The following is a 13,416-nucleotide window of genomic DNA, read 5'->3' as shown; positions in this document are numbered from 1 at the left end:
TTTGATATAAGCCTGAACACCCGTACAATTACTACCCTTTCCGGCTAGATAAATCGCATAGGTAGGCACAACCTTGCTTAAAACCATCAGTAACGCATTGAGCAAAGTATTTGGCAGCAGTACAGAGTCCGTTAACGACTCTTCTAAAAACACGCAATTAATCACTGCTGTTGAAAAGAAGTTGATCTCTGAAGATGAGCATAAAATTCCACGCCGTCATTTAGATGATAATGCCCTGAAAGTTGCCTACCGCCTCCAAGATGCAGGCTTCGAAGGCTACTTAGTTGGCGGATGTATCCGCGACCTACTGCTTAAGAAGAGACCAAAAGATTTTGACGTAGCGACAGATGCACATCCAGAAGAAGCTGCAGATCTGTTTCGCCGTGCCCGCCTGATCGGCCGCCGCTTTAAATTGGTCCATGTACGTTTTGGCCGCGATCTGATCGAAGTCGCAACCTTCCGCGCAAGCCACGACAACCAAGCTGAGAATGCTGAAGGCGAACAAGGAAAACAATGCGATAGCGGCATGATCCTACGCGACAATGTTTACGGCACAATAGAAGATGATGCGCTACGTCGCGACTTCACTGTAAACGCGCTGTACTACTGCCCGAAAGATCACTGCGTCTACGATTTTGCCAATGGTTATGACGATCTGCAGAAAGGTATTCTGCGCATGATCGGCGACCCAGAAGATCGTTATAAAGAAGACCCTGTACGTATGCTACGTGCAGCTCGTTTTGCCGCTAAGCTTGATTTCTCGATGGAACAGCAATCAGAAGCGCCGATTCGCACCTTAGCACCAATGCTGAAACGCATTGCGCCAGCACGTCTATTTGATGAAGTGCTAAAACTGCTGCAATCAGGTCACGCTATTGAATCTTACAAACAGCTACAACGTTTAGATCTGTTTGAGCCGTTATTTCCGCAAGTTCAGAAACTGTTACAAAGTGACAATCTGAATGTTCCGCTGGAGCGCTTGATCGAGAACGCACTTAAAAATACTGATCGCCGTCTGGCACAGCGCAAGAGCGTTACACCGGCGTTCCTGTTTGCAGCTATCTTGTGGTACCCAACTCAGCTACGTATGCAACAGCTGATGAAAGAGAACAAGATGCCACCGGTACCGGCTCTACATGAAGCAGCCAATCAGGTACTTGCAGAACAGGTTCGTTCAACCGCTATACCGCGTCGTTTCTCTACCCCAATCCGTGAGATTTGGGAGATGCAACTGCGTCTACCACGCCGCCAAGGCAACCGTGCAGCACGCTTGATGGAGCAGCCACGCTTTAGAGCAGCGTATGATCTACTGCTACTGCGTGAAAACAGCGGTGAAGATCTAGGTGGACTAAGCCAGTGGTGGACTGACTTCCAGAACGCCAATGAGCCAAGCAAAAACAGCATGGTGAAAAGCTTAGGTAAAGGTGATAAGCCTCGTAAACCACGTCGTCGCCGTTCTAATTCCAACAAATCCCGTCAAGAGTCATCGCAATGACCACTGCGGTTCGTTGTTACATAGGGTTGGGCAGTAATCTCGACAACCCTCTTCAGCATGTTGAACAAGCATTTTCTGAGCTGGCAGAACTGGAAAACTGCCGCTTAGTTAAAGCATCACCCATATACCGTTCTGCACCGGTTGGCCCTCAAGATCAACCAGACTTTATCAATGCCGTTGCAGAGATAGAAACGACTCTAGAAGCTCATGCGCTGTTGGATCAGCTTCAGGGGCTTGAGCAGAAACACCAAAGAGTCCGCGAGCGACACTGGGGACCAAGAACCCTCGACCTCGACCTGCTTCTATACGGTAATAGCCAAATCAACACCGAACGTCTCTGCGTACCACACGCATTTATGCACGAGCGCAGCTTTGTTCTATACCCTCTGGCCGATATCGCACCCGATTTAATCATGCCTAATGATGTAACTTTGTCTTCCCTATTAGTTGCATGCCCTATGGGCAGCCTGACAAAGATATAGGTATAATCGCGCCAACGCGTAATAACAGGAAGATCATTCCATGAGCAATATTACTCTGCACACGTTGTCCTCAATGAAGAAAGCGGGCGAAAAGTTCGCGGTACTGACCGCTTACGACGCTTGTTTCTCGCATGTTGTTAGCTCTGCTGGCACAGAAGTAATTCTGGTAGGCGATTCATTGGGCATGGTGCTTCAAGGCAATGACAGTACTCTACCCGTAACTGTTGAAGAGATGGCTTACCACACTCAAGCTGTCGCCAAAGGTAATCAGGGAAGCCTTATCATGGCCGACCTACCTTTCATGAGCTATTCCACTCCAGAACTTGCTATGGGTAACTCCGCTGCGCTTATGCAGGCGGGTGCAAACATGGTGAAACTGGAAGGTGGTGCATGGCTTGCAGAAACTGTATCTATGCTAGCAGAGCGTGGTATCCCTGTTTGTGTTCACCTTGGCCTAACACCTCAAACTGTCAATAAGCTCGGCGGTTATCGAGTTCAAGGTCGCGATAAAGAAACAGCACAACAGATGATTAATGATGCCGTTATGCTGCAAGATGCTGGCGCTAGCGTGATTTTGCTTGAGTGCGTTCCATCTATCTTAGCCAAAGAGATCACACTAGCACTGGATGTGCCTGTTATCGGTATTGGCGCAGGTTCTGACACAGACGCTCAAGTACTGGTTCTACATGACATGCTTGGCGTAACACCAGGCCGCAGCCCTAAGTTTGTGAAAAACTTTATGGCTGATGCCTATAGCATCGAAGAAGCGATCAGCCAATATGTGACCGACGTTAAAAGCGGTACTTTCCCTGCTTCCGAGCATGAGTTTGAATAAACATGATCACTCTACATACCGTTGCTGAACTGCGTGCAGCCCTCAATAAAGAGCGAGCAGCAGGCAAGCGTATCAGCTTTGTACCAACGATGGGTAACCTGCATGAAGGTCACCTACAACTGATCGATCAGGCAAAAGCTAATAGCGATGTTGTCGTTTCATCGATCTTTGTGAACCCTCTGCAATTTGGTGCAGGGGAAGATCTAGATAATTACCCACGTACTCTCGCTGCAGATCAAGAGAAACTGAATTCTCGCGGCTGCAACTACTTGTTTGCACCGACCGATTCGGAGGTTTACCCGAACGGACGTGAATCTCAGACACAGGTTGAAGTACCAGAGATTTCAGACCTTTATTGCGGCGCGACTCGCCCAGGCCACTTCCGTGGTGTTGCGACGGTCGTAGCTAAACTGTTTGGCATGGTTCAACCAGACGTAGCGATCTTTGGCGAAAAAGACTTCCAGCAGTTGATGGTTATTCGCCGAATGACCGAAGATCTTAGTCTGCCGGTAGAGATCCAAGGTGCGCCCATAGCCCGCAATGAGCAAGGCTTAGCCCTGAGCTCTCGCAATGGTTACCTATCAGAGCAAGAACTGGAAACAGCCACCGTTCTTAACGCTTCTCTACGCGAAATTGAAGCCGCACTAGTTGAAGGTAATAAAGACTTCGATTCGCTCATTGAAAGCGCTCAACAGCGCTTAGAAACCGCTGGTTTCAAACGCGATTATGTGGTGATCTGTCGCAGCCAGAATCTACAACCTGCGACACCTGAAGACTCCCAATTAGTCGTACTGGCAGCAGCCTACCTCGGCCCTGCCCGATTAATCGATAATTTACAGGTTAATTTGTAACCCCTCTTCCGAGTAGGGTTACACCTACTCGGAACCCCCTGATATCCCTCATATTTTTAAATTAAACGTTCAATTATTGCTGCAGCGCAATACTTGCTATTTCAATCGTAAGTCTTATACAACCCGCTACTTTCGTGGCTTGACAACCGGGGGCTCGGTCGCGCAGACTGCTAGGACGATGAGTTCTTGCACTGCAATAAAAACAATAAAGGTTGTATAAGTGCTCAGAAAAACGGATTTTGGCCGCCCCTAAATGAGTAGAGAGGGCACAACGGTCACTGAATAAACGCCGCTTTTCACTGAATACTATCGGCCAAAAATTTGGCCATACCATCATCGTGAAGAACGAACTTTGTACATAGCTAAGCTAAGAGGCATTTCGAATGCGTGACGTTGTAATTGTAGCTGCGGGTCGTACCGCAGTTGGTACTTTCGGTGGTTCCCTATCTAAAATTGCTGCATCTGACCTAGGTGCAACAGTTATCAAAGGTCTGATCGAGAAGATCGATCTGGACCCTGCAAAAGTTGACGAAGTAATCATGGGTCAGGTTTTGACGGCTGGCTGTGGCCAGAACCCTGCCCGCCAGGCGACGCTAAATGGTGGCCTACCAATTCAAGTTCCTGCACTAACTATCAACAAAGTTTGTGGTTCAGGTCTTAAAGCTATTCAAATGGCTACACAAGCAATCCGTTGTGGCGATGCAGACATCATCATCGCTGGTGGCCAGGAAAACATGAGCTCTTCTCCTCACGTTGTTCCAAACTCTCGTAACGGTGCTCGCATGGGCGACTGGAAAATGGTCGACACAATGATCAAAGACGGTCTATGGGACGCATTCAACGATTACCACATGGGTATCACTACTGAGAACATCGTTGAAAAATACGGTTTCACACGTGAAGAACAAGACGCATTTGCTGCGGCATCTCAGAACAAAGCAGAAGCAGCTGTAACTGGCGGTCGCTTTAAAGATGAGATCATCCCAGTAACAATTCCTCAGCGCAAAGGCGATCCAATCGTATTTGACACTGACGAGCAGCCACGTTTCGGTTGCACGGCTGAAGCACTAGGCAAACTACGCCCAGCATTCAAAAAAGACGGTTCTGTAACTGCAGGTAACGCTTCTACTATCAACGATGGTGCTGCGGCAGTAATCGTTTGTTCTGAAGAGAAAGCGAAAGAACTAGGTCTTCCAGTACTAGCACGCATCAAGGCGTACGCTAACTCTGGTATTGATCCATCTATCATGGGTACAGGCCCAATCACTGCGACTCAGAAAGCACTAGAAAAAGCTGGCTGGTCTGTAGATGATCTAGAACTAGTTGAAGCAAACGAAGCATTCGCTGCTCAAGCAATGTCTGTAAACAAAGATCTTGGCTGGAACACTGACATCGTTAACGTTAACGGTGGTGCTATCGCTCTAGGTCACCCAATCGGCGCTTCTGGTTGCCGTGTATTCGTAAGCCTAGTTCACGAAATGAACAAGCGTGACGCGAAGAAAGGCTTAGCGACACTATGTATTGGTGGTGGTATGGGTACTGCACTGGCAGTTGAGCGAGACTAAGCTAGACTTAAGTCTAGTTACACCGTCCTACTCTTTAAACCGCAGCTCCGGCTGCGGTTTTTTTCTTTCTGAAACCATCATAAAAAGAGATAACTGAACAAAATCCTCCGGTCGTAGTTCAAACTGTTAAATTCTCAGACTACTTCTTCTCAGCAAAGAGGGTTATTCTGATAAACAGTTCTTATCGCTAGCTCTTTGACTGGGAAAATATCAATGGTAACTCCCCATACTCTATTGCGATTTTTTTATATTCTAATTCTATCCCTCATAATCCTTCTTGGTCTTCCGAACTTCTCTATTTGTGACCAGCAAACAGCACAAGGCTTAGCCATACTCTTCTTTATCGGTGCTCTTTGGATCAGCGAAACGCTCCCTATAACAATTACTGCGTTGTTAGTACCTTTACTTGCCGTTTTACTCAACCTCCTAGATGTTAAGCAAGCACTCTCCAACTTTGCACATCCAATTATCTTTCTCTTTCTAGGAGGCTTTTCACTAGCTGCTGCTCTCCATAAACACGATATCGATCGCGCTCTTGCCAACTATGTTTTGCATCTAACGAAGGGGCACGTTCTTTATGCCAGTTTGGCGCTTTTTATTCTTACAGCCTTTATCTCCATGTGGATATCCAATACCGCGACCACCGCTATGATGCTTCCCCTTGCACTAGGCATCCTTTCCCGTTTCGATATTAAGGAGAATCCTAAGATCTATTTTTTTATTTTGCTAGGAATTGCTTATTCAGCAAACATAGGAGGCATAGGCACGTTAGTAGGAAGCCCACCTAATGCGATTGCTGCTGCTGAGATTGGGTTAGGTTTTGCTGATTGGATCAAGATTGGAATGCCAATGGTTATTATCCTACTACCCGCTATGATCGCGTTACTCTTCATGATTCTTAGACCGGAATTAAAGCAAAATTTTGTTTTAGAACAACAACACTTCTCCTTAACCCCCGAACGCTATGCAGTCATTACTGTATTTTTACTAACCGTGGTTCTATGGTTGTTTAGTAAACAGTTTTCAACATTTCTCGGAATAAATAAAAACTTCGATAGTATGGTAGCTATTCTTGCCGTATTGCTTTTAGGGGGATTGAAGCTCGTAAGCTGGAAAGATATAGAAACGACGACCGATTGGGGGGTATTGATATTATTTGGAGGCGGTATAACGCTAAGCGCTATTCTGAAAAGTAGTGGCGCTAGTGCTTTTCTTGCTGAACAACTCAGCTTATTACTAAGCCAAGACAGCTTTTTCACCTTTTTGGCTTTGATCTGTACCTTTATAATTTTTCTTACCGAAATGGCAAGTAACACTGCCAGTACAGCTTTAATGGTGCCGATTTTCATCTCGATAGCTGCAGAATTAGGCTTTCCAGAAGAGACCTTGGCCATCGCTATTGCTATCAGCGCTTCCTGTGCATTTATGCTTCCTGTAGCGACACCTCCAAATGCAATTGTATTTGGTACTGGTTATGTGCCACAAAAAAAGATGATGAGGACAGGACTGTTCCTCAATTTACTTTGCGTAGTATTGATCAGCTCTGCGCTGTACTTAATACTCGGCTACAACTGAACAATTGCGCCTTTACCTACACCCTCATAAGCACGCACCAACACCTTATCATTTGGATAGGATTGTTTGATCTGCTTAGCCAGATGATCTGCGATCAATTCAACCGTGCTGTCCGTATCGATTAAGTAACAAACCGATGTAGGTAGGCTTATTGCAAAGTCACCCTGCGGCGCTGTGTAAGCGTAATGATGACGGCTCTCACACTGTTCAATTAGGTGAGATTCCGAACCTATATAGATATCAGTGAAACGTTCAGCCCACTCTTGTTCAAGATTGAGTTCACGCTGATCATTGATATAGATTTCGATCTTAGAACGATGACCATGCGCAATACGCTGACAGTTGCCATCATGCTTCTGCAAACCATGGCTGTAGTGATAGAAAGCGCCGTCGATTTTCTCTGGAACAAAGGAGATCTTTAGCCCTTTTACTTCATTTGGGAAAAGTTCTAAAAGCTTATCCCGACACCACTCAGCCAAAGTCTTCTCTGTGATCTCAGGCATACCTACTAGGCAGATTGCAGGCTCAGGGGAACGGCAATAAAAGCTTTCACCATCCGCATAAAGCCACTCGACCTCAGTGTAGCCGTCTTGAGTAGAATGACTAAGACGTGGCATGCCCGTAGGAACCACCAGCGCATGATCTACCCATAGATCAAACCACTGCTTAACCTTCTTCTTCACAATCCCAAAATCACAGATCATGCCTTGGTCATTTAGGCTGCCATCCAGCTCTAACTGCACAAGCCACGACTCCCCCATCAACCCACGTTGAGGGTGTAAATAGGAAAAATCGACATTGGTCAGATTATCAACAAAAAGTTTCACGGCAGGGCTCCTGATTTGAAGGCGCTATAGTAGCTTAAAACCTTCAACTAAAAAACGGTGCAGGCTATAGGGACAATGCCAGTTCCGATATACTACGCACTTTAAAGCTTGTTATAGACTTACCTTATGCGCCTAGATAAATACTTAGCACAATCTTCCGGCTTTTCCCGTAAAGAAGTTCGCCGCTTTATGAAAGCGGGTGAAGTTGTTGTAAACGATATTGAAGTTACCGACCCATCCATGCATGTGGGTGAAGACGATGAGGTTTATCTAAGTGGCTATCCTGTAGATGCGCCAGGTGATAAGTACATCATGCTGCATAAACCTTTGGGCTGCGTATGCTCCAATGACGACGGTACCCACCCAACGGTTCTAAGCTTGATAGATCTACCACGGGCAGAGGAACTAACGATCTGTGGCCGACTGGATGTGGACACAACCGGTTTAGTGCTTATCACCAGTAATGGTAAATGGGCTCACAAAATCACCTCGCCAAAGCACAAAACAGGCAAGCTCTACCAAGTAACCACGGCTGATCCAATTCCTGAAGATGCCGTAGAGAAATTCAAGCAAGGTTTAATGCTGCACAATGATAAGGAGCGCACTAAACCCGCTGAGCTAACCTTAATTGCCAGTAATGAAGCCGAAGTCATTCTTACCGAAGGCCGCTATCACCAAGTTAAGCGTATGTTCGCGGCTATAGGCAACAAAGTAGAAGAGCTTCACCGCGCACGTATCGGCAATATCGAGCTCGATGAATACCTAGAACCCGGCGAATACCGTTTTCTGACAGAAGAAGAGATTAATAGCATCTAATGAGTGATACAGCCTTTAATCTAATCGCCCCTTATATCCAACGCGCTTCCGGTCGTTCGCTTTGGCTCGCTGATGAAAACTTGCTCAGTGCTAATATCCCAGCCAATGAAGCCGTTATCGCCATTACCAACCGAATTGATCTGGAACAGCATCTGTATCGTCAAGGTTGGAAGGTTTTCTTCTCCGATTATGATCTAAGCATCATCGAAGATAACAGTTTGGACTCTGTGATCTACCGAGTATCCAAAGAAAAGCCGGTGGTCCACCATCTAATCAATGAGGCTTTCCGCTGCTTAAAACCTGAGGGAAAGCTCTATATTGCCGGTGAGAAAGGAGAAGGGATCAAAACCTACTTCAGCAAGGCTAAAAAGCTTTTTGGAGAGGGTGAAACCAGCAAAGCCGATAAAAACACATGGTCCGCTACACTCACTAAACTAAACACTTCGAGTGAAGACCAGTTGGATGCTAAAGATTTCCACCAGCTGCGTGTCACTGCCAGTGACGAGACATTTGAGTATTACAGCAAACCTGGTGTGTTCGGTTGGGATAAAATTGATCGCGGTAGCGCCTACCTGATCGAGCATCTCGATAGTTTCTTAATGACCCTGCCAGAACCGCCGAAAAGCGCTCTGGATCTAGGCTGCGGTTATGGCTACTTGTCCTTGAATCTGAGCCACTTAGATATCCCGGTAACAGCGACAGATAACAACGCTGCCGCCTTAAAAGCCTGCGAGCGAAACTTTAACCGTTATCCGATTAACGGCAAAGTCATACCTGCGAGTTGTGCAGAGGGTATTACCGAGAAATTTGATCTAATCCTCTGTAACCCCCCTTTCCATGCAGGATTTTCCGTCGACGGCGACCTGACAGACCGTTTTCTAAAAGCGGCTCATGACCGTTTGAATGGCCGTGGGGTCGCCTGCTTTGTTACCAATATGCATATCCCACTAGAGCGAAAAGCTAAGCAGTTCTTCCATCAGGCTGAATGTATTGCCTCTAACGGCAACTTTAAGCTGATCAGGCTTACTCACAAGACATAAAAATGGGGCTAAAAGCCCCATTCTCTTTTGATCAACTAATACACTTCATGCCCTTCAATTTTAGGATACCCCGACCAAATACGGCTGTAGTCCATTCCATTAGTTTTCTGCATCTGCTTTTTATCCGATGTAGAAACTTCCTTTTTCATCACTTTTTCGACTTTATTCATAGATGCCGATTCACTGAGTTCCATCCCATTACTGCTATAAATAAAATTAATGGCTTGTTCGTGATCCGTATCCGCAGCCATACCTAGGGTAGGAACAAACATTAACGCAAGTAGTGTAGATTTAACTTTAAGAGACATATTATTTACCTTTCTAATTTAAGAGCTCCCTATACCACTGGGAGTTATATCGATTAATTGATATGCCCTTATGACAGAAAAGTAGACAAGTCGGTTCACCTAATAATTAAGACTAAAAAATACACTTCTTATAACTAAAAGAAGCTAAAAATTTATATTTATATCTTTCTTGCTGCGCAAAACACACCAAGAGCGGCAACTACAATCCCTATCATTGCCAGCATCGATAACGATTCATCAAACAAGAACCACGCCTCTATCGCGGTTAAAGGGGGCACCAGATAAAAATAGCTAGCGACCTTACTCGCCTCCCCTTCGCGAATCATAATTAGCAGCAACAGTATTGCAGTGACGGATAAGCCCAATACCATCCAAGCCAGTGCACCAATTAAGGTCCAGTTCCATTCCACCACACCGCTATCAAATGCATAGGCCAATATAGCCATCACAATTGCCATCGCCACGTATTGATAAAAAGCCCCCACCATCAGATCTACACCGACACCGAAACGTTTTTGGTACAAAGTGCCTAATGATATAGCGACTAACGCAATCACCGCAGCTGCCCATGCATCTCCACCAGCCAAATAGCTCCCCTGTGAATAACCTTGGCTGACCACCATAACAACACCGATTAAACCCAGAACTAAACCTAACCATTGGGTTTTCAACAGCCGCTCTTGTAACCAGGTGACAGCCAACAAGGCCGTTAATATGGGCTGTAACCCCATCACCAATGAGGTAATCCCAGCTGGAAGTGACCAGTCGATTGCTGCAAAAACACCGCCTAAGTAACAGGCATGAACAAGAAAGCCTACTACCAGCTGGTGACCTGCTTGCGGCAAGCTACACCATTGCGGTTTACGCCATGCTAATAAACCCGCAAAGACAACAATCGTCAGCAAACTACGTACTAGTAGGACGCTGAAAGGCTCCATATAAGGCACCGCATACTTGGCACCGATAAAACCGGTACTCCAAATACCCACAAACGCCCAAGGAACTAAAGTTATCCACTGCTGTTTATTCAGCATGACTGACTCTCTACAAACTGTATAAATTGATTGCACCACTGTAGAGAGAACAGGCTAAACAAAAAAGGGACACAGACAGGTCAGTTTCAAGGGTACAGAAAAGCCTCAAATTGCACTTGTCTGTAAATTTATACAAACTGTACCCATGAAAAAGTATTTACTGTTGGTACAGCAGCTTAGCTCTAGAATCGAAAGCGGTGATTTATCGCCCGGCACCCGCTTGCCCTCTATCCGGGCCTTAAGCCTGCAATATCAGTTAAGTAAAAATACCATCATCAAAGGCCTGACTGAGTTAGAGCAGTCGCAACTGATTTCCGCTAAACCACGACTAGGGTTCTTTGTCTCCTCCCCGAAAAACTCAGTTCCTGCCATCAAACCGCGAAAAGTTAAGTTGGGCTCGACTGCGTTCAGTGTTTTGGGCGCAGCGAATCAACATGGGCACTTAGCTCTCGGTTCGGCTTACCCCGATTCCAGATGGCCAACGGTCGCTTGGTATTATCAGCAGCAAGCCAAACATACTCGTCATTGGGCACACACCAGTGAAAAACGCCGCAGCCATTACAGCACCCCGCCGGGCGATCCTAAACTTCTGTCCGTATTAGCTGATCACCTGAATGCCACCGCATTTAGCTGTAATAGTGAAGAGATTGTGATTACCCATGGCGCTCAGGAAGCTTTATCGCTCTGTTTACGTTCTGTAGCCCAGATAGGGGATACCATTGCCGTTGAATCACCCTGCTACTACGGCACCTTACAGTGCATTGAAGCTTTGGGGCTTAAGGTATTGGAACTGCCTTCAGATCCAATTTTAGGGACTAATTTAGATGCTCTAGAAACCGCCCTAACTCAATGGCCAATTAAAGCGGTACTGACCAACCCAAGCTTTAATAACCCGCTGGGTTTCAATCTAGATTTAGCAAGTCGACAGCGCTTAATGGCCATTGCCAACAAGTGGGATATAGCGGTTATTGAAGATGATGTCTTTGCAGAACTCAGCTTCAATCAACAAAGACCGACAGCGCTTAAAGCGATGGATACCGATCAACGAGTACTGCATTGTGGCTCTTTTTCTAAGACAGTAGATGCTGATATAAGGCTGGGCTGGGTACTACCCGGGCGCTACTACGAACAAGTTAACTTCCAAAAATTTGTTACCAGCATCGCCTGTTCTGCCATATCGCAACAAGGCATCAGTGAATTACTGATAGGCCGTCGTTATCGCCGTCATCTCTCACAAGTTAGCCGTGGCTACCAAGAGAGAGTCGAGATGCTCGATGAAGATATCCGTCAACATTGGCCCAGTAACACCTGCTTTATCAAACCAAGCGGCGGTATTTTGCAGTGGTTTACACTGCCTAAACAGGTCAATAGCGACCAACTATTTCAACAAGCGCTTGAGGCAGGTATAGGTATTTCTCCCGGTAACCTCTTTTGTGCAGACCAGCGTTTTAATCACCATATCCGCTTATGTTTTGCCCATTACACTCGACAAAAAGAACAAGTCGACGCTATTGCACAGTTAGGCAAATTAATCGCTTCGTACTAATCTATTCCCTAAGTGTTACAAAGATGAACAATTCTATCCAACGTACGTAAATTAAGGCTTTCGGCAAGTAGCACTCAGACTATCAACGAACTTATCCACAGATTATTGGGATAAGTTATTACCGAGACGACTTGAGGATAAAGCCATTATTAGGCACATTGGGATATAAGAGACTCAAGCCAGCCATAAACAATACAGAAGGTTGAATACGATGAAATTCATTAAAATGTCACTGTTTATATTCTGCATCGCCAGCATTAATACTGTGCATGCCTCTAGTGAATTTATAAAACAAGCCGTTGCTGCAGAACACCGCAGCGAAAAGAATATAGCGCGTGATGTTTATCGCCACCCTGTAGAGACACTCTCTTTTTTCGGCATCAAACCCGATATGACTATCCTTGAAATATTACCTGGCGGCGGCTGGTACACAGAGATCCTTGCGCCGATGTTGAAAGACAACGGTCATCTCACCTTAGCGAGCTTCGGCGCCGATCACCCAAACAACTTTTTACAAGGCTTACACAACAAACTTGTGACTAAGCTACAAGCCAATCCATCAGTTTATGGCAAAGCCGATGTCGTGGTGTTTAAGAAAGGTAATACCTATTTATCTGAAGTTCCGGATAACTCTCAAGATATGGTGGTTACGTTCAGAAATACCCATAACTGGATACGCTTTGGGGGCATAGAAGAGGTCTATCCTGCCTTTCATCGCGTGCTAAAAAAGGGCGGTATTCTCGGCGTAGTTCAACACCGTGCTAAAGAAGGCAGTCATTACAAAGAAAGCGCTGAAAATGGCTACGTTCCAGAAGCTTATCTAATTTCATTTATTGAAGGCTTAGGATTTGAACTCGTTGAGACGTCTGAGATCAACGCCAATCCTAAAGATACTAAGGATCATAAGGCTGGTGTCTGGTCCTTACCACCGAGCTATCGCTTAAAAGAAGTTAATAAAGAACATTACCAAGCTATCGGTGAAAGTGACCGTATGACTCTGAAATTCATTAAAAGGTAAGAGTTATCAAACGATAGACGCATA

The 13,416-nt window shown here is 45.7% G+C and carries 13 protein-coding genes; 10 read left to right on the top strand and 3 right to left on the bottom strand.

The genetic code is table 11. From position 1 onward, the window contains the following. Positions 1 to 73: 73 nt before the first annotated feature. The 6 genes from pcnB to ACMXYR_RS01900 all read left to right on the top strand — a co-directional run bounded on the left by pcnB (position 74) and on the right by ACMXYR_RS01900 (position 6,803). Positions 74 to 1,495, top strand: a complete 1,422-nt coding sequence (gene pcnB / locus ACMXYR_RS01925; protein WP_415902689.1) for a polynucleotide adenylyltransferase PcnB — start codon at positions 74 to 76, stop codon at positions 1,493 to 1,495. Then, positions 1,492 to 1,977: a 2-amino-4-hydroxy-6-hydroxymethyldihydropteridine diphosphokinase gene (gene folK / locus ACMXYR_RS01920; RefSeq protein WP_415897434.1), complete on the top strand. Its 486-nt coding sequence runs from the start codon at positions 1,492 to 1,494 to the stop codon at positions 1,975 to 1,977. Before pcnB ends, folK begins: the two co-directional genes overlap by 4 nt. A 40-nt stretch (positions 1,978 to 2,017) precedes the next feature. After that, the gene (panB, locus tag ACMXYR_RS01915) at positions 2,018 to 2,812 is read left to right on the top strand and encodes a 3-methyl-2-oxobutanoate hydroxymethyltransferase (protein WP_415902688.1); all 795 of its coding nucleotides are present in this window, start codon (positions 2,018 to 2,020) and stop codon (positions 2,810 to 2,812) included. A gap of 2 nt (positions 2,813 to 2,814) precedes the next feature. Continuing rightward, positions 2,815 to 3,663 (top strand): pantoate--beta-alanine ligase, encoded by an 849-nt coding sequence (panC, locus tag ACMXYR_RS01910; RefSeq protein WP_415902687.1) that lies wholly within the window; start codon positions 2,815 to 2,817, stop codon positions 3,661 to 3,663. Between the two features lie 383 nt (positions 3,664 to 4,046). Beyond that, complete coding sequence (locus ACMXYR_RS01905) at positions 4,047 to 5,228, top strand: acetyl-CoA C-acetyltransferase (protein WP_415883327.1); 1,182 nt, start codon at positions 4,047 to 4,049, stop codon at positions 5,226 to 5,228. Between the two features lie 213 nt (positions 5,229 to 5,441). Beyond that, a complete protein-coding gene (locus ACMXYR_RS01900; protein ID WP_415902686.1) occupies positions 5,442 to 6,803 on the top strand; it encodes an SLC13 family permease in 1,362 nt (453 codons plus the stop codon). Here the strand turns inward: ACMXYR_RS01900 and ACMXYR_RS01895 are convergent. Beyond that, positions 6,794 to 7,630, bottom strand: a complete 837-nt coding sequence (locus ACMXYR_RS01895) for a 6-carboxytetrahydropterin synthase (RefSeq protein WP_415902685.1) — start codon at positions 7,628 to 7,630, stop codon at positions 6,794 to 6,796. The genes ACMXYR_RS01900 and ACMXYR_RS01895 overlap by 10 nt on opposite strands. A 126-nt stretch (positions 7,631 to 7,756) precedes the next feature. On the opposite strand from ACMXYR_RS01895, the gene ACMXYR_RS01890 reads away from it, so the two are divergent. Further along, a complete protein-coding gene (locus tag ACMXYR_RS01890) occupies positions 7,757 to 8,446 on the top strand; it encodes a pseudouridine synthase (protein WP_415883324.1) in 690 nt (229 codons plus the stop codon). Next, positions 8,446 to 9,486 (top strand): methyltransferase, encoded by a 1,041-nt coding sequence (locus tag ACMXYR_RS01885; protein ID WP_415899968.1) that lies wholly within the window; start codon positions 8,446 to 8,448, stop codon positions 9,484 to 9,486. The genes ACMXYR_RS01890 and ACMXYR_RS01885 overlap by 1 nt, the downstream gene beginning before the upstream one ends. A 35-nt stretch (positions 9,487 to 9,521) precedes the next feature. Here ACMXYR_RS01885 and ACMXYR_RS01880 read toward each other — a convergent pair whose 3' ends face one another. Next, a complete protein-coding gene (locus ACMXYR_RS01880; protein WP_415883322.1) occupies positions 9,522 to 9,794 on the bottom strand; it encodes a hypothetical protein in 273 nt (90 codons plus the stop codon). A gap of 158 nt (positions 9,795 to 9,952) precedes the next feature. Further along, positions 9,953 to 10,828 carry a DMT family transporter gene (locus ACMXYR_RS01875; protein ID WP_415902684.1) on the bottom strand — a complete coding sequence of 292 codons (876 nt, stop codon included), beginning with the start codon at positions 10,826 to 10,828 and terminating at the stop codon, positions 9,953 to 9,955. 145 nt (positions 10,829 to 10,973) lie between these two features. Between ACMXYR_RS01875 and ACMXYR_RS01870 the strand changes: the two genes are divergently transcribed. Further along, positions 10,974 to 12,374: a PLP-dependent aminotransferase family protein gene (locus ACMXYR_RS01870; RefSeq protein ID WP_415902683.1), complete on the top strand. Its 1,401-nt coding sequence runs from the start codon at positions 10,974 to 10,976 to the stop codon at positions 12,372 to 12,374. 211 nt (positions 12,375 to 12,585) lie between these two features. Continuing rightward, a complete protein-coding gene (locus tag ACMXYR_RS01865) occupies positions 12,586 to 13,392 on the top strand; it encodes a class I SAM-dependent methyltransferase (protein WP_415902682.1) in 807 nt (268 codons plus the stop codon). The last annotated feature ends 24 nt before the right edge of the window (positions 13,393 to 13,416 follow it).

Origin of the sequence: Neptuniibacter sp. QD29_5 (assembly GCF_047778125.1) — a bacterium.
Taxonomy (GTDB): Bacteria; Pseudomonadota; Gammaproteobacteria; order Pseudomonadales; family Balneatricaceae; genus Neptuniibacter.
Note: the sequence above shows the minus strand (reverse complement) of the source record. Positions and strands in the feature narration are given on the sequence as shown.